The sequence below is a fragment of the Paenibacillus lignilyticus genome (genome assembly GCF_017942085.1).
GTDB classification, from domain to species: Bacteria; Bacillota; Bacilli; order Paenibacillales; family Paenibacillaceae; genus Paenibacillus_Z; species Paenibacillus_Z lignilyticus.
Map to the genome: position 1 here is coordinate 131,892 of NZ_JAGKSP010000006.1, position 21,081 is coordinate 152,972.

At 48.2% G+C, this 21,081-nt stretch carries 21 protein-coding genes and 1 tRNA gene; 16 read left to right on the plus strand and 6 right to left on the minus strand.

The annotated features are described in order from the left end of the window. Positions 1–2: 2 nt before the first annotated feature. Positions 3–698: a helix-turn-helix domain-containing protein gene (locus tag I8J30_RS16405; protein ID WP_210659475.1), complete on the minus strand. Its 696-nt coding sequence runs from the start codon at positions 696–698 to the stop codon at positions 3–5. A gap of 154 nt (positions 699–852) precedes the next feature. On the opposite strand from I8J30_RS16405, the gene I8J30_RS16410 reads away from it, so the two are divergent. The 3 genes from I8J30_RS16410 (at position 853) to I8J30_RS16420 (ending at position 3,396) form a co-directional block, all read left to right on the plus strand. Further along, a complete protein-coding gene (locus tag I8J30_RS16410) occupies positions 853–1,392 on the plus strand; it encodes a hypothetical protein (protein WP_210659477.1) in 540 nt (179 codons plus the stop codon). A 455-nt stretch (positions 1,393–1,847) separates the two neighbouring features. Continuing rightward, complete coding sequence (locus tag I8J30_RS16415; protein WP_210659479.1) at positions 1,848–2,549, plus strand: uracil-DNA glycosylase; 702 nt, start codon at positions 1,848–1,850, stop codon at positions 2,547–2,549. 13 nt (positions 2,550–2,562) lie between these two features. After that, positions 2,563–3,396: an SPL family radical SAM protein gene (locus I8J30_RS16420; RefSeq protein ID WP_210659496.1), complete on the plus strand. Its 834-nt coding sequence runs from the start codon at positions 2,563–2,565 to the stop codon at positions 3,394–3,396. A gap of 68 nt (positions 3,397–3,464) precedes the next feature. Here the strand turns inward: I8J30_RS16420 and I8J30_RS16425 are convergent, their stop codons facing one another. Both I8J30_RS16425 and I8J30_RS16430 read right to left on the minus strand, forming a co-directional pair. After that, complete coding sequence (locus tag I8J30_RS16425; protein ID WP_210659498.1) at positions 3,465–4,469, minus strand: S-layer homology domain-containing protein; 1,005 nt, start codon at positions 4,467–4,469, stop codon at positions 3,465–3,467. Positions 4,470–4,563: 94 nt separating this feature from the next. Further along, positions 4,564–4,902, minus strand: a complete 339-nt coding sequence (locus I8J30_RS16430; protein ID WP_091219395.1) for a L,D-transpeptidase — start codon at positions 4,900–4,902, stop codon at positions 4,564–4,566. A 119-nt stretch (positions 4,903–5,021) separates the two neighbouring features. On the opposite strand from I8J30_RS16430, the gene I8J30_RS33735 reads away from it, so the two are divergent. The 5 genes from I8J30_RS33735 to I8J30_RS16455 all read left to right on the plus strand — a co-directional run bounded on the left by I8J30_RS33735 (position 5,022) and on the right by I8J30_RS16455 (position 11,674). Beyond that, positions 5,022–6,827 (plus strand): cache domain-containing sensor histidine kinase, encoded by a 1,806-nt coding sequence (locus tag I8J30_RS33735; protein WP_210659500.1) that lies wholly within the window; start codon positions 5,022–5,024, stop codon positions 6,825–6,827. Next, positions 6,805–8,403, plus strand: coding sequence for a response regulator transcription factor (locus I8J30_RS16440; protein ID WP_210659502.1), 1,599 nt, complete (start codon positions 6,805–6,807; stop codon positions 8,401–8,403). Before I8J30_RS33735 ends, I8J30_RS16440 begins: the two co-directional genes overlap by 23 nt. A 159-nt stretch (positions 8,404–8,562) precedes the next feature. Then, positions 8,563–9,864, plus strand: coding sequence for an ABC transporter substrate-binding protein (locus I8J30_RS16445; RefSeq protein ID WP_210659504.1), 1,302 nt, complete (start codon positions 8,563–8,565; stop codon positions 9,862–9,864). A gap of 95 nt (positions 9,865–9,959) precedes the next feature. Next, complete coding sequence (locus I8J30_RS16450) at positions 9,960–10,847, plus strand: carbohydrate ABC transporter permease (RefSeq protein WP_210659506.1); 888 nt, start codon at positions 9,960–9,962, stop codon at positions 10,845–10,847. Further along, a complete protein-coding gene (locus I8J30_RS16455) occupies positions 10,844–11,674 on the plus strand; it encodes a carbohydrate ABC transporter permease (RefSeq protein WP_210659508.1) in 831 nt (276 codons plus the stop codon). The genes I8J30_RS16450 and I8J30_RS16455 overlap by 4 nt, the downstream gene beginning before the upstream one ends. 138 nt (positions 11,675–11,812) lie before the next feature. Here I8J30_RS16455 and yicI read toward each other — a convergent pair whose 3' ends face one another. Beyond that, complete coding sequence (gene yicI, locus I8J30_RS16460) at positions 11,813–14,140, minus strand: alpha-xylosidase (protein WP_210659510.1); 2,328 nt, start codon at positions 14,138–14,140, stop codon at positions 11,813–11,815. Between the two features lie 129 nt (positions 14,141–14,269). Between yicI and I8J30_RS16465 the strand changes: the two genes are divergently transcribed. Then, the gene (locus I8J30_RS16465) at positions 14,270–15,148 is read left to right on the plus strand and encodes an AraC family transcriptional regulator (RefSeq protein WP_210659512.1); all 879 of its coding nucleotides are present in this window, start codon (positions 14,270–14,272) and stop codon (positions 15,146–15,148) included. A gap of 32 nt (positions 15,149–15,180) precedes the next feature. Here I8J30_RS16465 and I8J30_RS16470 read toward each other — a convergent pair whose 3' ends face one another. Further along, a complete protein-coding gene (locus I8J30_RS16470; RefSeq protein ID WP_210659521.1) occupies positions 15,181–15,357 on the minus strand; it encodes a YjfB family protein in 177 nt (58 codons plus the stop codon). 591 nt (positions 15,358–15,948) lie between these two features. Here I8J30_RS16470 and I8J30_RS16475 point away from each other — a divergent pair. From I8J30_RS16475 to I8J30_RS16505, 7 genes are all read left to right on the plus strand, one after another. Then, on the plus strand, positions 15,949–16,272 hold the full coding sequence (locus I8J30_RS16475; RefSeq protein ID WP_210659522.1) for a helix-turn-helix transcriptional regulator: 324 nt from the start codon (positions 15,949–15,951) through the stop codon (positions 16,270–16,272). Between the two features lie 20 nt (positions 16,273–16,292). Further along, on the plus strand, positions 16,293–16,997 hold the full coding sequence (locus tag I8J30_RS16480; protein WP_210659524.1) for a hypothetical protein: 705 nt from the start codon (positions 16,293–16,295) through the stop codon (positions 16,995–16,997). Further along, complete coding sequence (locus I8J30_RS16485; RefSeq protein ID WP_210659526.1) at positions 16,948–17,472, plus strand: accessory gene regulator B family protein; 525 nt, start codon at positions 16,948–16,950, stop codon at positions 17,470–17,472. The genes I8J30_RS16480 and I8J30_RS16485 overlap by 50 nt, the downstream gene beginning before the upstream one ends. 8 nt (positions 17,473–17,480) lie before the next feature. Next, a complete protein-coding gene (locus I8J30_RS16490; protein ID WP_143111631.1) occupies positions 17,481–17,603 on the plus strand; it encodes a cyclic lactone autoinducer peptide in 123 nt (40 codons plus the stop codon). 20 nt (positions 17,604–17,623) lie between these two features. After that, entirely contained in the window at positions 17,624–18,037 is a 414-nt protein-coding gene (locus tag I8J30_RS16495; protein WP_210659528.1) for a hypothetical protein, read from the plus strand. 234 nt (positions 18,038–18,271) lie between these two features. Continuing rightward, positions 18,272–18,544 carry a hypothetical protein gene (locus tag I8J30_RS16500; protein ID WP_210659536.1) on the plus strand — a complete coding sequence of 91 codons (273 nt, stop codon included), beginning with the start codon at positions 18,272–18,274 and terminating at the stop codon, positions 18,542–18,544. Positions 18,545–18,848: 304 nt separating this feature from the next. Beyond that, entirely contained in the window at positions 18,849–20,927 is a 2,079-nt protein-coding gene (locus tag I8J30_RS16505; RefSeq protein ID WP_210659538.1) for a DUF4832 domain-containing protein, read from the plus strand. A 51-nt stretch (positions 20,928–20,978) separates the two neighbouring features. On the opposite strand, the gene I8J30_RS16510 is transcribed toward I8J30_RS16505, so the two are convergent. Then, positions 20,979–21,054, minus strand: a tRNA-Val gene (locus tag I8J30_RS16510). Positions 21,055–21,081: the final 27 nt, after the last annotated feature.

Genomic DNA, 21,081 nt, shown 5'->3' on the forward strand with positions numbered 1-21,081 from the left:
TTTTATTTTGCCGGTTTTATGAGTGCGTTACTGTGAATGTCGAGCAGCGAGAAGGCCCGTCCGATCATATCTTTATCTTTATCGTAGAGATGCGTTGCTTTGTCGAAGATGCCGCTCGTCTTGGCCACATGATTTAATTGTTGGACCATAAACTCCGAATTGCAGAGGGCAACCACGCGATTGCTATACTTGGTTAATTCCTGTTGGAAGATAGTTGCTTGTTCCGCGATACCGGGTGAATAGACAACGGCTTCACCGTCTGACGCTTTCATTTCCCGATGATCGACCAATATATCAAGCTCATTGGGCCCATAAGCCGAACAGATGCCTAGGATGACCGAAGTCAAATAATCTACATCCTGTTTGCCTGAGAATAACCCGCTAACCGAGAAGGCCAGCACTTTCTTTTCCGGATCCAGGTTGTATTTAAATCGCTCTTTAAAGGGGATTTTGAAGTCTTTCGGAAGGTATGTAGGCGTTAAGGAGAATCGCTCAACGGAGAACATATAAGACATGGTGACTTGAAGTGCAGAGGTAATCTTCTGAATATTTACCAGACTAATATTTCGTTCTCCCCGTTCAACTCCGCTTATATACGTACGGTCTAGTCCAGATCTGTATGCCAGCTGTTCTTGCGACATTCCGCTTCTGGCTCGGAGTTCTTTCACTCTTTGTCCAAACTCCAGACATATATCCATTGCTACCTATTAACCCCCTATTATTTCCCATACATACATAATGAGAATAAAGGCAATGTGACTTAAAGTCAACAGACGGGCCGTTTGAATCTCGTTATTATTTTATTGTATCCAGCGAGAAATGGTATAAAAATAACTAAAGGAGTTATGAACAGTGAGAAGTAGATTTGCTGGCAGAAGTTTTTTGAGGCTCTCTATATTTTTACTGGTCTTCACCGTTGGACTGGTTACATGGCTGTTTTGGGGGAATCAATTATACATCAAGCTAAGCCCTTTATGGTGTGTGGTGTTGCCCATTCTATATAACGCCATGGAGAACCTGAAGAGACAGAGATGTGAGCGGCTAATTCGAAAAGAATACAAGGAAACGCCCATCCTGTCGGTTGAGGCGTGGGGAGATGCCGGTTATGGATTCTTATCGGTAACGAAAGAATCGATTTATTTTGTCCCCCAGAAGGGGTCCGTATTTTATTTGCCTCATCATGAAACCAGCAATTACGGATACGACTTTATCTGTACGGCTGAGGCCAAAGCAACAACCCCCGGCGATGGTGCCAAACATTCGAGAAAGCCGAAAGTTCCTGTTTTTTATGTGGATTTCACAGATCACAGGTTTTACTTTCAATCGAATAGTAACAAACAATTTTATCATGAGGTCGAACTGGTGAATCGTGCGGCAGTTCAACATTTTTAATATGCGGTGAATAAAGCGGGCACATTTGGTGCATTATAATTTTTGACGGTGTGAAGAGAGGTGTGGTTCCGTTGGACCTTTTGGTGCTAGGGCTACTGGAGGAATTTATTTAATCACTTCACGATAAATGGAAGCGAGGGGTTGTGTCGCAGAGCAGATCTGAACACACGCGCTGATAACGATCCGCTAAAACCGGAGAGTAATAAGCGGTGCCCAAGTTTTTCAGACGAAGTTAAGTGTGAGAATGGAAGAATTCAACGATCGATCACCGTCGGGAAGGAGCCTGCAAAGGCTCCTTTTTCTATTCTTAAGCGTGCAGAACTTTTTGTAATCATCCCCGCAATATGCTAAAATAACGGTAAACGAATCACAACAGACAACCTCCTTTGCACCACTTCTGACTGAACTCAGAATGACGGCAGAGGAGTTTTTTATTTCAACCTATGGGGGACAACATGACATTCGTACTTAGCAATGATTGGGCAGAAGTGTTGAGCGGGGAACTGGAAAAGCCCTATTTTCACGATTTGAACAGGCAATTAGCAGAGCAGTATGAGACAGAACTGGTTTACCCGGATCAAGGAGCGGTCTTTAATGCACTTCACTACACCTCGTATGAAGGCACGCAAGTAGTCATTATCGGGCAGGACCCTTATCACGGACCGGGGCAGGCGCATGGGCTAAGCTTCTCCGTGCTGCCGGGCGTGAAGACGCCGCCATCGTTGCAAAATATTTATAAAGAAATGCAGACGGACCTTGGCCTTCCAATCCCGGACCACGGATTTCTGGAAGCTTGGGCGAAACAAGGCGTGCTGCTGCTTAACAATGTGCTGACGGTAAAAGCCGGATTGCCGGCATCCCATAAAGGCTTAGGGTGGGAACGCTTCACAGATGCGGTTATTGCAGCGTTAAATGATCGAGAGCAGCCTGTGGTATTTGTTCTGTGGGGGAAACATGCGCAGGAGAAAGCGGCATCCATTAATCAGGATCGCCATTTCATTATCTCCTCCGCGCATCCCAGTCCATTTGCGGCGCGCCGCGGCTTCTTCGGCAGTCGCCCGTTCACGCGCGCGAATCAATATTTGCGGGAGCTTGGCCGAAGTGAAATCGAATGGCGCATCCCCATGCTTGCCGAGCTGCAGGGTGAGGCCAATTAAAGGTGGAAGCGATATGAATGCATCCGCATCTGAACCTGCAAAGAAGAAGCCGGCGGCCGTGCGCTTCCTCAATCCGGCTTCCGGCTATTTAACGGGATATGCCTATACGCTCAATCCGTATGCGGGCTGCTCGTTTGGCTGCTCCTACTGTTATGTCAGACGGATGCCAATCGCGATGTTTCGCAGTGAACCATGGGGAGAATGGGTGGAGCCGAAACGGTTTGAGGCGGATGCTTTCCGCAAGGAATGGCGCAAGGCGCTCGCCAAAGGTGAGGTGACGGTATTTATGTCGTCAGCTACCGATCCCTATCAGCCGGCAGAATTCAAGGAAGGCGTAACGAGGCAGCTGCTCGAAATCATGGCCGAAGAGCCGCCGCAGTTTCTGCTCGTTCAGACTCGAAGCCCGCTGGTGCTAAGGGATATCGAGTTGTTTAAACTACTCGGCGATCGGGTGAGAATCAGTGTGACGCTCGAGACGGATCTGGAGACGGTTCGGAAGAAGCTGACTCCGGACGCACCGCCTCTCGCTGCGAGGCTGCGGGCGATCCGAGAGCTGCGGGAAGCGGGCATTCCGGTGCAGGCAGCCGTATCGCCGCTGCTTCCATGCAGCGACCGGTTTGCCGGAGTCATCGCAGCTACCGTGGAGAGAGTCGTTGTCGATGATTTCTTCCGCGGGGACGGCAGCGGAGGGAAACGAACGGCACAGTTAAAGATGGCTGATCGCTATCGGGAGCTGGGCCATGAAGCGTTATATACGCCTCAGACAGCGGATCTCTTCCTGCAGCAGCTGAGCGAACTGATGCCGCAGGGGAAGGTTTATTTTGGCCAGCAAGGATTTCTGCCCTAAACCATGACGAAACCCCTCAAAGCATCACTGCTTTGAGGGGTTTCTCGTTTCATTGGATTCAATGCGAATTATTGGCCAACTGCCATATCCGGCGCCGGGGAGCCGGAAGACGTTCCGTTACCGCCAATGATGCCGGTAGAACCGCCAACCGATGCTCCGGCCTCGCCGAGAACCGGTTTGAAGCCGGAAGCGATATAGGTGACGGCTTTGACATTCGTAATCACCTGTGCGTAAAATTTGTCTTTATCCGGATAGATCGGCTCGACATGGATAATCGCTTGATCGCCCTCGAACGAGATCGACGAAATACGCAGCCCGTAACCCGGATTAGGCGCTTGAGCAGATACCGTCACCTCCGTGATCTCACTGTTAACGGCCTTCGAGGAAAGCTGCAAATCGTAGAGCGGGAACGGGACCGGTTCTTCAACCGGCGGAACAGGCGGCGTATTCTTCACGAATTGAATGGCGCCATGTAACCAGCCTGCCGCATCGCTGCGCGTCACAGCTGATTTAGGCGAGAATTTTTGCTCTTTGTCCAGCTGGGCGATTTTGAGAATCAGAAGCTTCTGAATGCTGTCCATATAGGTTTGCTCGACATCGGCTTCATCCTTCATGACGACATACAAATCAATGAAGGCAAAGTCGCCTTGACGGAGGATTCCCTTCATCAGATGGTGGGCAAATTGCTCTCGCGTCATCAGAGCGGAGGGATCGGTGTCTCTTGGAATTTCAAGTCCGTTCAACGAAGCGATGATAAAGGAATTGGCATACCAAGCATCATCCTTCATTTTCGGGAAACTATCCGTTACTTTCGGTTCCTTAATAAAACGGATGTTGTCAATATTCAGTCCGAGTCCCTTCACAATCATTGTAATGCCTGCCGCATAAGTGAGCTTGCCTTTCGGCTGGAACACATCGTTCTTCCCGCTTCCGGATAGAATGCCCATCTTCTGAAGCTCCGCGATCTTCGCTTCATTCGGGTCGTTCTTAATATCCGAGAATGCCCAAACCGATTGTGAGGCCGACAGAAATAACAGCAGCATCATCGTAAACAGTGCAAACCGTTTCAACATGAGTGAATTCACCTCTTAAAGGATGGATTGTCTTAATTATGTAGACGCACCTTCTATCATTAAAGTTGCAACGGAAGGTGCAAATCATGCGGAATTATGGTCGAATCGTAACCCGGGTATTAATCGGAACAAGCGCGGATAAAGCAAGCACGTCATTATTATACATGCGAATACAGCCATGAGAGACTTCTCTTCCAATGGAGCCGGGGTCATTGGTGCCGTGAATGCCATAATGCGGCTTCGATAAACCCATCCACAACACGCCGAAAGGACCTCCCGGATTCTCCTGCTTATTGATGATTGTAAATTCCCCGGTCGGAGTGCGAGTGAGCATTTTGCCAATGCCAACAGGGAACCCTCGAACGACGATATTATCGTCAAGCAGGTAGAGATGTCGATCCGATAAATCCACGATAATTCTGTAATTTGGCATGCTTGAATCACTCCTCTTCGTCAGCATATGAGAACCAATAAGCGAAGGAGTCTAATCCGTAAATTGTTTATTTTCGGGTAAGCGCTATAATGGTACTATTCTGCTTTGGAGGACCTGATGTGATTGTTAATTTGTGGAAAACGTTTCGCGGCTACATCGCAAGTAAGCTTCGCAATCAATTGATCATGCTGTTTTCAGCCATTGCGGCATGTATCGTTATTCTTCTGTCTTACTTGTCCTACCTGCAATCGGCGGGTATGAATCGGGATCATTTTATTGAAAGCAATCGTAAAATTCTTAAGCTGGTCAATCAGAATCTGGACGGTTATTTGGACCGTATCGATGAGCTCTCGATCTCGCTTCGCAAAGATTCGCAGTTCATGGATGCGATTATTTCGAAAGAATATGGCAGTCAGCTGTATATCCAGAATCAGTTGAAGAACTTATACTACTCCAGTGACGATATAGAAGCGTTGTCCATCTATACTCCGAAGACCGGCTTGCAATACACCATGTCGAAAACCTTCATCAACCTTCGTCAGGAGGCAACGATTGCGCCCGAGGGAGAACGTTGGTACAGGGAAGCGGCGCAAAGTCATAAATTTCGAAGCATTGAGTCAGGCTACGGCCTCAGTGAAACGGACCACGGCAACTTTCTGATCTTTCATCGCATCTTGATCAATATTGCGGACAAGAAGCCGCTTGCGGCGATATCCATCACCTATAATTTGAAAGAAATCAAACGGATCCTGCAGGACATCACCGGCGAGTCCGGTGAATATATCGGGATTTTCAATGAAGCTAACGAACTGTTCTATGCGGAAGGGCCTAATCTTACGATCGATTCAACAGCGCAGCTATTGCGTTCCATTCCGGTAGATGCCGTAGATACCGAGCAGCGAAGCTGGACCATCCGTGATACGCGCTACTTGGCGATTTATAATGTCTCCCCTCATAACGGCTGGAAGCTGGTTACATTGACGCCGTATAGCGTGCTTAATAAGGAAGCCGCGAATGCGCGCTGGATTAATCTCATTGTAGGCTCGGCGGCTGTTGTGCTGCTGATCTCGGTTATTGTCATAGCGGCTAACGCGATAACGAGAAGGCTTATGCAGCTGTCCCGTCAAATCGTGATGCTCGGAGATGGGATTTTCGAGGTGCAAGGAGAAATTAAGGGGAGCGATGAGATTGCTCACTTGTCGCGCAAGTACAATCAAATGATTGTCAAAATCAATGATCTCATTGGCGAACGGTACGAAATGCAGTTAAATGAGCGCAATGCGCGGCTGATTGCTCTGGAGGCGCAAATTAATCCTCATTTTCTATACAATTCGCTCCAAGCGATTTCTACCGAAGCGATCATCAGCGGGATGGATCGCATTCAGGATATGGTGGATGCGCTTGCTTCGTCGCTGCGCTATTCCATTAAGGAAGCAGAAACGGTACGGGTCAAAGAGGAGCTTGCCCACATCGGCAACTATATGCTGCTACAGCAGGCTCGCTTCGGAACGAGACTGAGGCTTCATGTTGAGGTCGAGGAAGCCGTGAAAGAAGCATGGATTCCGAAGATGATCGTACAGATCTTAGTGGAAAACACGATCAAGCACGGACTTGAGCAGATGACAGGTGATATGGATGTAATCGTGAGCGCGACAAGCCGAGACGGGCTGTTAGCGTTAACCGTGTCGGACAACGGCCCGGGCATATCCGCCGAACGATTAACCGAGATTCGTGCTTTTCTGGACAGCCATCTGCTCGAATATCGAGAAGGAATCGGACTTAACAATGTGAATGCGAGAATCAAGCTGTTGTTTGGTCCGGAGTACGGACTGTATATTGACAGCCAGCACGGGGCTGGAACGGAAGTCATCGTGACACTGCCCTTAAAGGAGGAGAGACCCTATGTACAAGGCTATCATCATTGACGACGAGCAGCCGGCCCGCCTTGCGATTCGGGCTCTTGGGGAATGGGACAACCATAAGATCGAAATTGTCGCGGAAGCGGGTAACGGGCAGGAAGGGATTCGACTGCTCGCGGAACAGAAGCCGGATATCGTATTTGTCGATATGAAAATGCCACTGATGGGCGGAGAAGAGTTTCTGCAGCAAGCCCGCACTGCGCATCCGGATGCATGCTACATTGTCATCAGCGGATTTGATGATTTTGCATATGCCCGAAGCGCCATGCAGGCCGGTTCCATCGACTATTTGCTGAAGCCGATTCGCAAAGCGGAGCTCAATGATGTAATTGAACGTGCCGTCACCTTGATTAACAAACGGCGCGAGCAGCTGCTCGTTGACAGCAGCTCTCGCATTTACCGCAACTTGTCGGCGCCTCTTGTCAAAGAGAAGATCTATTCATCCATCATTGACGGTAACGGCCGGTTCCATCATATTCAGGAGCTGGAAGCCGTTCTGGGTACCGATGCAGGCGAGGCGCTTTGCCGAGTTGTCGTCTTCAAGCTGCTGAATGCGGCGGAGGTTATTGAACGCAAGTTCTACGGCGATTCCCATACGTTCTATTTTGCCTTAACGAACGCCGTAGATGAGCTTCTCGGGCGTTTCGGGAAGTCGTTCAGCTTCAAAAACAATCGAGACGCAATGGAGATCGTTGCCGTTGTGAATTTATCGGACGCAGGAGCTAACCAGAGTATTGGGATCCGGGGGATGATCGACAAGCTGACAGCATTGTTTACGATCAAGCTTGTCGCTTCAGAGGGACATCTTGTCGGCATCGATGCGCTCGGAGAATCGTATGCTGCGGCATTACGATCGCTGATGGCGCTCAATATGATCGATCTGCGGCCGGCCTTGAAAGATGCGGAAGGGGAGCGTCCGTCGCTCCTGGAGCGAGGGAGTTTATTCGAACAAACGATTGAATCGGGCAGCGAGCGGCAAGCGATGCAAGAGCTGCGCAAATGGCTGGAGGAGATTGAAGCATCCGGTGTCGTCACGATGAGCGGCATGATCGCGATGGAAGATGAATTGCGAATGTTCGCGGAGATGTTAGCTGCGCAGCTTAAAGATGGCGATTCGTCTGAATCTGCATCGGCAATGGAACAGTTTGACCGTACGCTCCGCGGCAGAGTGCTCGAATTTACAGCCTTCAAGGCCGCAGTGCTGGCGTATTTTCATCCACTCTTTGCGGCGCTTGCGGAATTACGGCGATCTGAGAGCGGATCCTTGTCCGTGCAGGAGCGCATTAAAAGCTACATTGAGCTGCATTATTATGAGGAATTGCCCGTTTCGTTCTTTGCCGAACGGTTTCATATGAGCAAGGAGCATCTCACCCGAATCTATAAGCAGAAATACGGGATTGGCATTCATGAATATCAGCTGCACATTCGGATGGCGAAAGCGAAGGAATGGCTGAGCGACAAATCGCTCAAAATCCAAACGGTCAGCGAGAAGGTCGGCTTTCGCGATCAGAATTATTTTAGCAAAGCGTTCAAAAAATATACGGGTCTGACCCCTCAAGAGTTCAGGGCGAAGATGGAATGAGAAGAGCGAGTGGACATCAATTGTCCACTCGTCATTTTTTTACCCATAAGGCGCTTGTTTTTTACATTGTTCGCGAAGGCGATTCAGACGAAAATAAGGAAGCACCAAGGAAAACATACTAGTTTGTAAGCGTTAAACAACCAGGGGAGGCTTACGATAATGGCAGCAAAAAGATGGGTAACACTGGCGGCGACCGCAGCGCTCGTGCCAGCACTATTAACGGCATGCGGAAGCAATGCGAACAGTAACAATACAGGCAACAACACAAGCACGAATGAAAACAGCGGCAACAGCACGGAACCGGTCGAGATCAACATTCTCCAGTATGCGCCGGAGATGACGGAAGCGATCAATAAGCTCGCTGCCGATTACAAGAAAGAGCATCCGAACGTAACGATTACCGCTACGATTCATCAGGATGACTATCCGACATTGTTGAAATCCCGCATTAACTCAGGCGACATTCCTGATATCTTCATGACGGGCGCTTATAACGAGAACAAAACCTATCAAGATTATGTATACGACCTGACCAATGAGCCGTTCATGAAGAACATCGTTCCTACGGCGCTTCCGGGCGTTACGCTCGATAACAAAGTACTCGGTTTCCCGCTCGTCCTACAAGCGCATTCTTTCGTTTATAACAAGAAGCTATTCGCGAATGCGGGCATTACCGAATTGCCGAAAACATTCGCAGAGCTTGAAGATGCGGCTAAGAAATTGCAAGCCAAAGGCATTATCCCATTCTCGAACGGCTACAAAGAGTGGTGGGTATTGGAGCAAACGTTCACGCAAGTGCTCGCATCCATGGGCGGCGATTACGCGAAGACGTTTGACGAATTGAATGCGGGCGACAAGAAGCTGTTTGACATTCCGGCAGCCTCGAATATTTTCAAACTGATCGATCTGACTACCAAATATGGCAATCCGAAGCCGCTTGAAACCGATTTGAATTCGCAGGTTGCCCTGTTCGCAGAAGGCAAAGCCGCGATGATGCATCAAGGTACTTGGGTCGAGGATTCCGTTCGTAAGCTGAACCCGAGCATCGATATGGGCTTTATGCCCGGACCGGTCGGCGATGACGGTTCCAAAGCGGGACTTATGGTTGACTCCAATATCGTATGGCGCGTGAACAAGGATTCCGAGAACTTGAAAGAAGTGCTGAAGTTCCTCGATTGGATGACAACATCCGAAGCGGGTAAAGCATTCATTCCGGTAGGGACAAAACAGATCTCGACAGTGGCCGCTGCACCGTTCCCGGATGCTCAGCTGTCCAAAGAAACGCAAACGATCCTTAAAAACGGCGTAACTTATCCTTGGGTAAAAGGGTACTGGCCGGATGGCTTCGAACAGAAAGCCGGCGAAATTCTGCAGAAGTACATTGCAGGCGGCGCAAATGCAGACGACGCGAAAGCAGAAATGAACAAAACGTACCGTACACTAGCGGAAGCTGCGGAATAACATTCGTTTGACAGCAGGCAAACATCTAGTAGGCAGTCCGGCCGGAAGTGCTCCTTCCGGCTAAGGCTGTCATTACAGCATTCGGGTGGAGTGAGATGATGAATACACGAAATAAATGGGGAAGCAGAATCGAGTTTGGCGTTTTCGTCGTACCGGCCATGGTATGCATTTTAATATCGGCAATCATCCCTTTTATGATGTCCATGTACTATTCGTTAACCAAGTGGAATGGCGTTGGAAAACATATTAAGTTTATTGGGCTTAAGAACTTCAAGGAACTTCTAACTTCGGACACAAACGCGCTGAAGGCGCTCGTCTTCACGCTAGAATACACATTGCTGGCAGTTGTGCTGACGAATGTCATTGCAATCTTGCTCGCGGTTGTCCTGACGAAAGCGCTCAAATTACGCGGCTTATATCGGACAGCGTTCTTCGTGCCCTACATCATCAGCTTGATTATTATCGGCTTTATCTGGCGGTTTATGTTCACGAAAGGCTTCGACGTGTTGTACTCGGCAACAGGCTGGGAATTGTTTCAGTGGAGCTGGCTGGGCAACGCGCATTTGGCGTTCTGGTCGATCTTGTTCGTAGGGATTTGGCAGTCGGTCGGCTTTTACATGATGATCTATATTACAGGTTTGCAGTCCGTACCCGGCGATTTGCTGGAGGCAGCATCCATTGACGGCTGTGTCGGGATCAGTCGGTTTTTCAAAATCACGCTGCCGCTGCTCATGCCTTCGATCACCGTCGCGTTGTTCCTGTCCTTGGCGAACTCGTTGAAAGTATTTGATATCATTTATACGTTAACCTTTGGCGGACCTGGCGGCGCTACGAACAGCATCACAATAGATATTTATAACGAAGCCTTCGTAAATAATCGCTTTGGTTATGCAACCGCCAAATCGCTGGTGTTCGTTGTGCTCATCCTGCTCATTACGATCATTCAAGTTCGCTTTACGAAAAGCAGGGAGGTGGAGGCATGACACACCGCAGTCAGAAAAGATTTAACTTTATTCTGGAGATTGTCATTGCGATCTTGGCTCTATTGTTCTTGTATCCGCTCTTTCTTGTTGTGTTCAACTCCTTCAAGACCTATGAGCAGGTTCTGACAAACATCTTGGCGCTGCCGAAGACACTGATGTTCGACAATTATCAGGCCGTTTGGGGCCTTATGGGGTATCCGAAGCTGTTCGTTAATACCTTCTTACTTACATTGTTAAGCGTTACAGGCATCGTAATCTTTGGTTCTATGGCCGGCTACAAGCTGTCACGGACCAAATCAAGATTGAGCACGGTTCTGTTCTTCCTGGCGATCTCGCCAATGATGATTCCGTTCCAATCCTTCATGATTACGTTGACGAAGCTGGCTAAGACGTTCCACCTTATCAATTCGCTTGGCGGATTAGGCGTTATTTACTGGGGTCTTGGCGCTCCGCTTGCGGTATTCATGTTCCACGGGTTCGTGAAGTCGCTGCCGATCGAGCTGGAAGAAAGCGGCGCTATCGATGGCGCATCGCGGTACGGCGTATTCATTCGCATTGTATTTCCGGTTATGGTTCCGGTTATCAGCACGGTCATCATCTTGAATGTGATGTGGATTTGGAATGACTTCCTGCTGCCGCTGCTTATGCTCAATGGCCAGCAGTCAACGCTGCAGTTGGCATCCTACAAGTTCTTTGGTCAGTATAAGAGTGAGTGGCAGTATGCCTTAACGGCTGTCGTGTACACCTCGATTCCGCCGATTGCGGTCTTCTTGTTCCTGCAGAAGTACATCATCAAAGGAATGGTTGCCGGAGCGGTTAAAGGTTAAGCGAATTCGAAAACGGATAAAGCCCGTCTCTACCGGAAATTCGGTGGAAGCGGGCTTTTTGTATGTGCAGCGTATAACAGTAAAGCTGCTTCAAAAGTCATTGGATGCACTTTTGAAGCAGCTTCGATAGTTGCTGAATTAAGCTAGTTCGATAACCAGTTTGGATGCTCCGGACAAGGGGATGATCCGAGCGTCTTCCGAACCGGAATCGGTTTGTCCGCCTTGAACGGAAGCTACTGCATGTTCGCCGTGGAGGATGATACTCCAGCCTTCGGACTTGCCTTCTGTATCGATCGTGATCGTGGAACCTTTGCGGCTTGCTGTAGCCGTAAAGGCAGTTTCACCGGTAACGGTCGTCACTACAGAAGTAGCGGTTGCGCCATCTTGAAGCGCGTACAACGAAAGGGTAACGCCTGCCGCATAATCGTAATCCGGACGGCTGTCTTCCGCGCCTACCGCGATCAGCGAGTTCTCGCGGACAAACAGCGGCATGCTGAAGTAATCGAATGATTCCTTGCGCCAAACGCCGCCTTCGACTTGCTCACCGCTCAAGTAGTGCGTCCAGGTACCTTTAGGTAAGTAGTACGTGGATTCGCCGTCAGCGTTGAAGATCGGAGCAACAAGAATGGAATCGCCAAGCATATATTGACGGTCAATGTAATCGCAGGTTGGATCGTCGCCAAATTCAAGCACCATGGCGCGCATGACCGGCAGTCCGATCTTCACGGATTGGACGGACTGGCCAAACAAATACGGCATTAAGCGCAGCTTAAGCTTCGTATAGTGGCGCAGCACATCGACTGCTTCTTCGTCATACAGCCAAGGCACACGGTACGATGTGCTGCCGTGCAGACGGCTGTGGCTGGAGAGCAGGCCGAATGCCACCCAACGTTTGTACAGATCCGGCGGGGAGCTTTGTTCGAAGCCGCCGATATCATGGCTCCAGAAGCTGAAGCCGGACAAACCGAGCGACAGACCGCCGCGCAAACTTTCCGCCATCGATTCGTACGTCGCTTCGCAGTCGCCGCCCCAGTGTACAGGGAACTGCTGGCCGCCGGCCGTTGCGGAACGGGCGAACAACGCTGCTTCGCCTTTGCCGCGTTTCTCTTCCAGCAGTTCGAAGACGACTTTGTTATACAGCTGCGTATAGTAGTTATGCATTTGCTGTGGATCGGAGCCGTCGAAGTAGACGACATCCGTCGGGATACGTTCGCCGAAGTCGGTTTTGAAGCTGTCCACACCCATGTCAAGCAGAACGGCCAGTTTGCTCTTGAACCAGTCGCAAGCGGCCGGGTTTGTGAAGTCTACAATGCCCATGCCGTATTGCCACATATCGGTTTGCCATACGCTGCCATCCGGCCGTTTCAACAGGTAGCCGAGCTCTGCAGCTTCATCGAACAATGGAGAGCGCTGAGCGATGTAGCTGTTGATCCAGACGCAAATATGAAGGCCTTTCGCTTTCAGCCGCTCCAGCATCCCCTTCGGATCCGGGAAGACACGCTCGTCCCACTCGAAGTTACACCACTCATATTCTTTCATCCAGAAGCAGTCGAAGTGGAATACTGCAAGCGGAAGATCGCGCTCAGCCATGCCGTCTACGAAGCTTGTAACCGTTGCTTCATCGTAGTTGGTGGTAAACGAAGTGGTGAGCCATAAGCCGAATGACCAAGCAGGCGGAAGTGCAGGCTTGCCGGTCAGTGATGTGTAATTGGACAGCACATCCTTCAGCGTATCGCCGCCGACCACATAATATTCGAGCGATTCGCCGGCGACGCTGAATTGAGCCTTGGATACTTTCTCCGAAGCCACTTCATAGGAAACGAGCTCGGGATGGTTAACGAAAACACCATAGCCGCGGTTCGTCACATAGAAAGGAATGTTTTTGTAGGATTGTTCGGTAGCCGTGCCGCCATCTTGATTCCAGATGTCAACGACTTGACCATTCTTCACGAATGGGGTGAACCGCTCGCCTAGTCCGTACACCGTTTCGCCGATGCCAAGGTCAAGCTGCTCGCGGAAATGATGGTTGCCGTTGCTTGCTTTCACGTAGCCGGTCGAACGGAAGCCGCTGCCAGTGAGCTTTTTCCCTTTGTAGGTGTAGGTAATGGAAAGCGGATGCGCTTTCGTAATGGTTACCTCGGAATCGCCGCTCTTGAGTGTGACGGCTTCTGCTGTATCTGCAATCTCAACAGGCGCTTGGCTCGCTTCGAGCAGTGGGAACGAAGATGGGCCGAGGCGGCGAGCTCCCTTGTGATGATAAAATTTCGCCCGGATGATATCTTTCATCGGCGAAGAGAATTCCATCGTCATTAGCGGTGCATTTAGCGTATTGCCGCGATGCTCCAAATGACTGTGTGTCGCGTATACGGTGATGCTATTGCTTGAAACCTCAACGTTATGCACTTCGTAAGGGGTAAGGACTTGATAGCCTTCGCGCGTCATCCAATAGCCGTCGCTGAATTTCATGTTTGCGGACCATCCTCTCAATCGTACTTGAATTGTTCGAACATACTAACAGTATACTGATTGAAAAATATATTATCTTGCATTATTATGCTTTATATTAGTACGATACTGATATTCGAGGTGGGTTCAATGGATATCCATCATTTGCGCGAGAATCGGCGGCACGGCAGCCCGGGACTTCCGGTCGGAATCTACCGGATGGAGCAAGCGGCTGGAGAACCGATCCTCGATAATCATTGGCATGAAGAAGCGGAATTTCTGCTCGTGGAGAGCGGGGAAGCCGTATTTCAAATCGGATTATCGACGTATACCGTTGGAGCAGGGGAAGTATTGTTCATCCCGGGCGGCGAGCTTCATGGCGGATATTCGCCTACCGGAGGGGCTTGTTCCTATTCGGCATTAGTGTTCGATCCGGATTGGTTAATGAGTCAAGGGGACAGCTTGACGATTCAGTATATAGAGCCGATCAAACGCGGTCGGCTTGTGCCCGAGCCGCATGCTGTCGCCGAATCAGAGCTGGCTGCGGCTCTGCGCCGAGGGCTGACGCCGCTCCTTGAATTGGAGAATTCGGAAGAGCCGGCGAAGGCATTTCGACTAAAGGCAGGATTGTATCAGCTGTTCGCGGAATATGTGTCCCGCGAAGCATTCGTTCACAAAGTGCCGAGGTCATCCCTCGATATGCATACCCAAGAGAGGCTTAAGACAGTGCTGACTTATATTGATGTTCATTATGCGCGCAAGCTGACCATTAGTGAGCTGGCGGCTGAAGCTGGCATGAGCGAGGGACATTTCACGCGTGTTTTCAAGTCTTTCATGCGCAAAACCCCGGTCGAGTACATTAATCTGCTGCGCATTCGGATTGCAGCAGCTCTGCTTGCAGACAGCAGCACCTCCGTCGGGGAAGCCGCGCTGGAATCAGGCTTCGACAACTTCAGTTATTTTTGCAAAATGTTTCGCGCGGTATACCAGTGCACACCATCGTATTATCGGCATCAAAAAAAGCCTTGATTATCAAGGCTTTTTGCTTTCTACGCGAATGTTTATCCGCGTATATCCAGATTTCCGCCTAAGTTTGGCTGCACGCTTCGTTCCATCATTTGAATCATTTGCTGCGATTGTTCCGTAGTTTGATCTTTGGCTAATTTCAGAACACTGATTCCGACAGCTTGGGATAAATTGATTTGGGATAAAGACATTGATAAAGCTGCGATATCCATAAGGCTCCTCCTTGCTACATGATCGTCCGACATTCTTTTTATCGGGAGATCTGTCCGTAATCGTTAATTGGATCACCGGCCTGGAGAGCATATAACGACATCGGTGAGCGTAGTTTAGTGAGGAAAGCTAAAGAAAGGAGTACTTGTCTAGATGACTACGCTATCCCTAATAAAGACCTTAGCGTTACTGGTCGGCTTGATGAACAACACTCCCACTGACGTTTCCGAATATACCATAATTGAATGCCCCCATGAGCATTGCTATGATGCGACCAATGACTCCGGAGATCATTGTTTGTTCACCGAATCTAATTTCCGTAAAGAAACACCCTTATATGAAGGCGACAAGGTATATGCTATCTTTCTTCTAAATGAAGAACATAGATTGGTTCGAGTGATCAAAGCGGAGTAGTGAACCACCCTGTCCAAATTACCTTCGAAGTCGATCGGCCATCGTGCCGTCGACTTTTTTTGCATTTCAGGCAAAATGCGAGCTTCTTTTATGTATTTGGCGTATATATGCAATTGACGTATATACACTTTTTTCGTACGATGTAAAATATAGGAACAAAGTAGTAGGTAGGTGATCATTTGAACATATCAATTGAGAAATGCACCGATCTGGCGCATGAAGTGGGAGGGACAATAGGAGATTGCATCCTGGAATTAGTAAGTGAAATCCAAGACTTGAGGGAACAGGTTGCCAATAAACGTTATTGTTTTCCTAAACTAATTGGGAGTTCTGAGGTAGCGGAAATACTCGGGATAGATCGAAGAAACTTACATCATAAGCGCAAAACCAAAGGTTTTCCTGAGCCGATCATGGAACTAAAGAGTGGACCTTTATGGGATGAAGAAACCATCAGAGCATATAGAGATGAATCTGATGATCTTCGCAGGAAAGTCGACAGCTAAATAAAGGGAGCATCAGGGTCATGAAATATCTGTTATTTCTTATCGGTTCCATTTTTGAGTACTCGGGCATGTTCATTTTACTTTTCACTCTATTTAGATTCAGCATTTATCGAAGATTACTAGTTAACGTGTTTCTCGTAGCTACATTGATGAGTCAAGTCTCGTATTTCACTCGACTAGACTCAGCCGTGGGTGATCTTTCTACTTACATACAGTTTGGATTGTTCGTCATCGTCTTATGGGTATTGTTCAATGTTCCCATCTTTCATTCCGCCATTATGAATTTAGCTGGGATACTGGCTGTCGGTTTACAAGGGATCCTTATTGTTTTGGTAAGCGTTATCAGTAATGTTTCCTTCGGGGCAGTGGCTGGCAATGACGTCTCGGCAGCAGGGATACAAGTTATTACTTGTCTTGCTCATTTAGCCTTAGCAAAACTGGTGTACGATAAGAATTGGGGATTTGATTTTGTTCCTACATCACGCCGATCTAATGTTGAAATTAAAGGAACAAATGCAATTCTGCTGGCCATAATATCATTTTGCATTGTTGCAGCTATGATCACCGCGATCATCTTCCGTAACAACTACGATGATTACGTTCTATTTGCGAGTATTATTTTTCTGTTTACCGTACCTGTCTTCCTGTATTTTACTTTGAGAAAGGATACTGAAGATGCTTCGAAAAGTAGCGGTTACACTAAACGCACGAATGACAGCCAATAATGTAGCTAACGCTCCTTCCGTTGATGTGATTGTTTATGCGTTAAGCATTATTTGGAACACGACTTCAATTACTCTTTTTTCCTTGATACTTGGCTGGTTGACCGGGGAGTTATTTAGAACCTTTCTTTTCATCATCATATTTGCAACGATAAGATTTCTGACCGGCGGTTATCATCTTAAATCGGGGACGTTTTGTATTATTGTCTCCACAGCAGCAATGTCTTCGTTACCACACATACACTTGGATAATCATATGCTTTGGGTGTATGGAGGTACCGTCTTTTCCCTCATCATGGTTCTTCTTTTTGCTCCGGCGAATTACGACAAATATGCTAGGATTTCTCCAAAGCACTACCCCCTTCTTAAAATCATTTCTTCATGTATAGTTGCATCAAATCTATTGTTCGTTTCTGATTTACTGGCAGTTGCTTTTACTGTACAAGCAGTCCTACTTCCGTTTAAAGAGAGGGGGTGAACACACAGATGAAGAATTTACTATATCGCGGATTGGCAGCTGTACTGGTTGGAGTGGCAGGGGTATTCGTTCTCATGGGATCTTACGTATTTATTAACAAACCTGAGATCCCTGCAGAGCTGAGAAAGTAAACTGAAGGGATGTTGAAGGAATGCGTCGCCCATTTCATGTAGTAAATCGTCGAAAAAAAGATTTCGATATCGTGGAGATTGATTTAGACGACGTACTCTTTGTAGGTTCATACAATGGCGAAAAGTATCTCCAGACACCCGAAGGCGCATTCTATTACATTAAAAGTCCGGAGGAACAAGAGCGATTTTTCGAGATGCAAGGTTTTATCAAGCTCGATCGCTGTTTCATGGCACAAGAAAGCAAAATCGAGTTCTACGACGAAGAGATGCATCATGTTTTCTTCGAACCGGAACCGATCTCAAGAAACGCTTTTCGCGCACCGGTCTCAAGAGCCCACTATCATGCCGTAAAACAGATTAGGCGCGGAAAAAGCTTGGAATCTACATCTAAAGAATGGACTGCCATACATAGAAGAGACCTAGCAACTGAATAATTATCTAACTGTATCTCATTTATGAGATGCAGTTTTTTTTTTTTGGACAAGCTTAACTCAACAAGCCGTATAACCTGACAAAAGTCCCTATTTTCATTGCTTCTAGGGCATTTTATTTGCGATTAGCTCGTCAATTATTCCAACAAATAGACAACATAGAGTGACATATTCATCGCCTAATAAATGGTAATATATTTCTAGGTTCTCAAAACCATTCGAATGGAGCGCTAATAGATGACCCAAGACAATCAGCAGCAACTTCAAGATTTTGTAAAACTTATCCAAAGTTTTTCCGAGTTGACCACGACGATTAGCTTGGAATGGTCGAATTTGAACAATGCAAATTGGGTCGCCGTTAATTTGCGTGAGTACCCGTTCCAGTATTCGATCGATGTCATGAAAGTGAAAATCAGCCATTGGGCAGAAGCGCTCTCCAATCAAGCCGAATCACGAGCAGTCGTAGTGGATAACTGGCTGCATCCGGTCCAAGTAGAATCAAGTTACTAGGAAAAGCAGACGAAGGCTTGACATTAACAATACATAATCAAATTATAACCGCCCCTTAATAAGGGCGGTTTTCTTATGTTAAAGATCAAAAAAATGGAAAGTAACTTTATAATTTCTAAAATTTGGACGTTATTCTCATCACCCCCCATGCTCGTCCTCGTATACTAATAGATAAGCTGATTCTTTTCTAAGGAGGGAAAGGATGAAGAGATGAAGTTTAAGAGTAGCCCTCTACACTGCTGCATGACTCACATGAATCTGGAGCGGAGGGAGTACTAGTCATTTTAAGGAGGCGAATGTGGCAATGGGAAACATCACGGTCAAATTGACTGAAACGCCGGAAGCATTCAATAATCCGATCATGGGCTTTAGACCATCACGTGGCATTAACGATTCTTCTTTCCCGAATCGGGAATATGCAGATATTTATAAACACTACATCAAGTACACCGATCTGGAAATGAATGCAACGGACTCCGTTCAGAAGATCAAAGATTGGAGCAACAAGGCTTGGGTCGGCATTGAAAAGAAGAATATTAAGGTTGTTCCGCGAGTCGTCATTGTTTACCCTAATGTCGGGGAGTATTGGCCGAATGGGGTCCCTCATGGCGATCCCGTTAATCAGTGGCTGACAGATACACTGAAATCCCGGCTCGTGGCGTTTATCGCCAAGCTTGGTCAAGCTTGGGACAATGATCCACGAGTGGCTTTTGTAGAGCTCGGTTTGTACGGCAAATGGGCTGAACACCATATTTATCCCAATAAGTTTCCTGACGGGACACATATTATCCCGCTCAGTTTCCAAAAGGCGCTTGGCGATGCGTTCAACGCAGCATTCCATAACAAAAAAATACTTGTCCGCTATACAGATACGTTCACGGCTTATAATTTCGGGATTTATTGGGATTCCTTCGCATTACCGGATGATGCCGTCACCGGAAATGGGGAAATTTCGCGGAATACTTGGCGGACGCAGATTAACAGCGGAGAAGTCGCGTATAACTGGGGAAACCAGTCTAATCTGGGCGGAAGTCCAAACGGAACGCTGAGCAGCGTTTCGAATACGAATTATGTCATTGACTGGATTATGAAGACGCATACTTCGAGCTTAGGGTGGATTTCGGATTATACGGCAAGCAATCCCGCCGTAGAAGTCGGGGCAACCGCCATGCAGAAGGTGCTTGGCTATCGCTTCGTGTTGAATCAAGCAACGTTTACCGGCAATGTGCCGTCGGGAGGGACGATGAACGTGTCGTTCCAAGTTACGAATAAAGGCTCGTCGCCATTCTATTACAGCTGGCCGGTAGAGGCGAATTTGCTTAGGAGTGACGGCACTGTGGCATGGAAGGGCGTATTCCAAGCCGATATTCGTTCTTGGCTGCCCGGTTCAGACTGGAATAGCGCGGCTCGCGCATACAATCAAGCGCCAACTGTCAACACCGTGAACGGTGCATTTAAACTTCCGATAACGCTGCCGAACGGAACCTATACGCTGGCGTTGTCCATTCTGGATCCGGCTGGCTGGCAGCCCGGCGCACGATTTGCCAATACCAACTATTACACCGGCGGAAGAACGCCGATCGGTAAGGTTGGCATCGGCATGGAACCAGCCAATCAAACGCTCGGTTCGTTCGCAAGCTTGAAATCAGATACGACGCTTGGTTACAGTCTGCAAAGCAGTGCATACACCGGATCAGTCGGAAGTACGGACACACAAGCGCCGACCGCTCCTGCGGGCCTAACTTCGACAGCTAAGACGACAAGCAGCATCAGCCTTAGCTGGTCGGCATCGACGGATAACGTTGGCGTTGCTGGTTACGATGTCTATCGGAACAGCAGTTTTGTCGGCAGCACGACAAGCACTTCCTACACCGATACCGGACTTAAAGCATCGACGAGCTATAGCTATATCGTTAGTGCGAAAGATGCGATAGGTAATGTTTCGGGTAACAGCAACGCTATTAGCGTAACGACGAATGCTGCCAGTACCGGCACGACGGTTACGATTGAAGCAGAATCTTCTGCCAATACGCTTGCGGGCGGCGCAGTCGCAGTGGCGTGCAGCTCTTGTTCAGGCGGCTCTAAAGTCGGTTATGTCGGCAACAACCGCGGTACGCTTCAGTTCAACCGAATTAACGCGGCAACTGCCGGAACCTACACGTTGATCATTTCTTATGTAAACGGCGATGCTTCAGCAAGAGCAGCTCGAATAAGTGTGAATAGTGCAATTGCTAATTTAAGTTTCCCATCCACAGGGAGTTGGTCCACTGTCGGCACTTATCAAGCTACGGTTCAGTTGAAAGCAGGGGACAATACGATCAAGTTTTCAAATGCCAGCGGATGGGCGCCGGACTTCGACCGGATCCAGCTTATTCGAAGATGATAGAAATGCACAAAAAAACCTTGATTTCTCAAGGTTTCGGCGTTTGAATTATGGTGATCTGGACAGGGTTCGAACCTGTGACCCCTACCCTGTCAAGATAGTGCTCTCCCAGCTGAGCTACCAGATCATATAGTGTTGCTTCATTAGTGACAAG

Bases quoted from the DNA above. Each gene is read 5' to 3' on its own strand.
- I8J30_RS16405 (WP_210659475.1), bottom strand. From the start codon at position 698: ATGGATATATGTCTGGAGTTTGGACAAAGAGTGAAAGAACTCCGAGCC.
- I8J30_RS16415 (WP_210659479.1), top strand. From the start codon at position 1,848: ATGACATTCGTACTTAGCAATGATTGGGCAGAAGTGTTGAGCGGGGAA.
- I8J30_RS16420 (WP_210659496.1), top strand. From the start codon at position 2,563: ATGAATGCATCCGCATCTGAACCTGCAAAGAAGAAGCCGGCGGCCGTG.
- I8J30_RS16425 (WP_210659498.1), bottom strand. From the start codon at position 4,469: ATGTTGAAACGGTTTGCACTGTTTACGATGATGCTGCTGTTATTTCTG.
- I8J30_RS16430 (WP_091219395.1), bottom strand. From the start codon at position 4,902: ATGCCAAATTACAGAATTATCGTGGATTTATCGGATCGACATCTCTAC.
- I8J30_RS16440 (WP_210659502.1), top strand. From the start codon at position 6,805: ATGTACAAGGCTATCATCATTGACGACGAGCAGCCGGCCCGCCTTGCG.
- I8J30_RS16445 (WP_210659504.1), top strand. From the start codon at position 8,563: ATGGCAGCAAAAAGATGGGTAACACTGGCGGCGACCGCAGCGCTCGTG.
- I8J30_RS16450 (WP_210659506.1), top strand. From the start codon at position 9,960: ATGATGAATACACGAAATAAATGGGGAAGCAGAATCGAGTTTGGCGTT.
- I8J30_RS16455 (WP_210659508.1), top strand. From the start codon at position 10,844: ATGACACACCGCAGTCAGAAAAGATTTAACTTTATTCTGGAGATTGTC.
- yicI (WP_210659510.1), bottom strand. From the start codon at position 14,140: ATGAAATTCAGCGACGGCTATTGGATGACGCGCGAAGGCTATCAAGTC.
- I8J30_RS16465 (WP_210659512.1), top strand. From the start codon at position 14,270: ATGGATATCCATCATTTGCGCGAGAATCGGCGGCACGGCAGCCCGGGA.
- I8J30_RS16470 (WP_210659521.1), bottom strand. From the start codon at position 15,357: ATGGATATCGCAGCTTTATCAATGTCTTTATCCCAAATCAATTTATCC.
- I8J30_RS16480 (WP_210659524.1), top strand. From the start codon at position 16,293: ATGAAATATCTGTTATTTCTTATCGGTTCCATTTTTGAGTACTCGGGC.
- I8J30_RS16485 (WP_210659526.1), top strand. From the start codon at position 16,948: ATGCTTCGAAAAGTAGCGGTTACACTAAACGCACGAATGACAGCCAAT.
- I8J30_RS16490 (WP_143111631.1), top strand. From the start codon at position 17,481: ATGAAGAATTTACTATATCGCGGATTGGCAGCTGTACTGGTTGGAGTG.
- I8J30_RS16495 (WP_210659528.1), top strand. From the start codon at position 17,624: ATGCGTCGCCCATTTCATGTAGTAAATCGTCGAAAAAAAGATTTCGAT.
- I8J30_RS16500 (WP_210659536.1), top strand. From the start codon at position 18,272: ATGACCCAAGACAATCAGCAGCAACTTCAAGATTTTGTAAAACTTATC.
- I8J30_RS16505 (WP_210659538.1), top strand. From the start codon at position 18,849: ATGGGAAACATCACGGTCAAATTGACTGAAACGCCGGAAGCATTCAAT.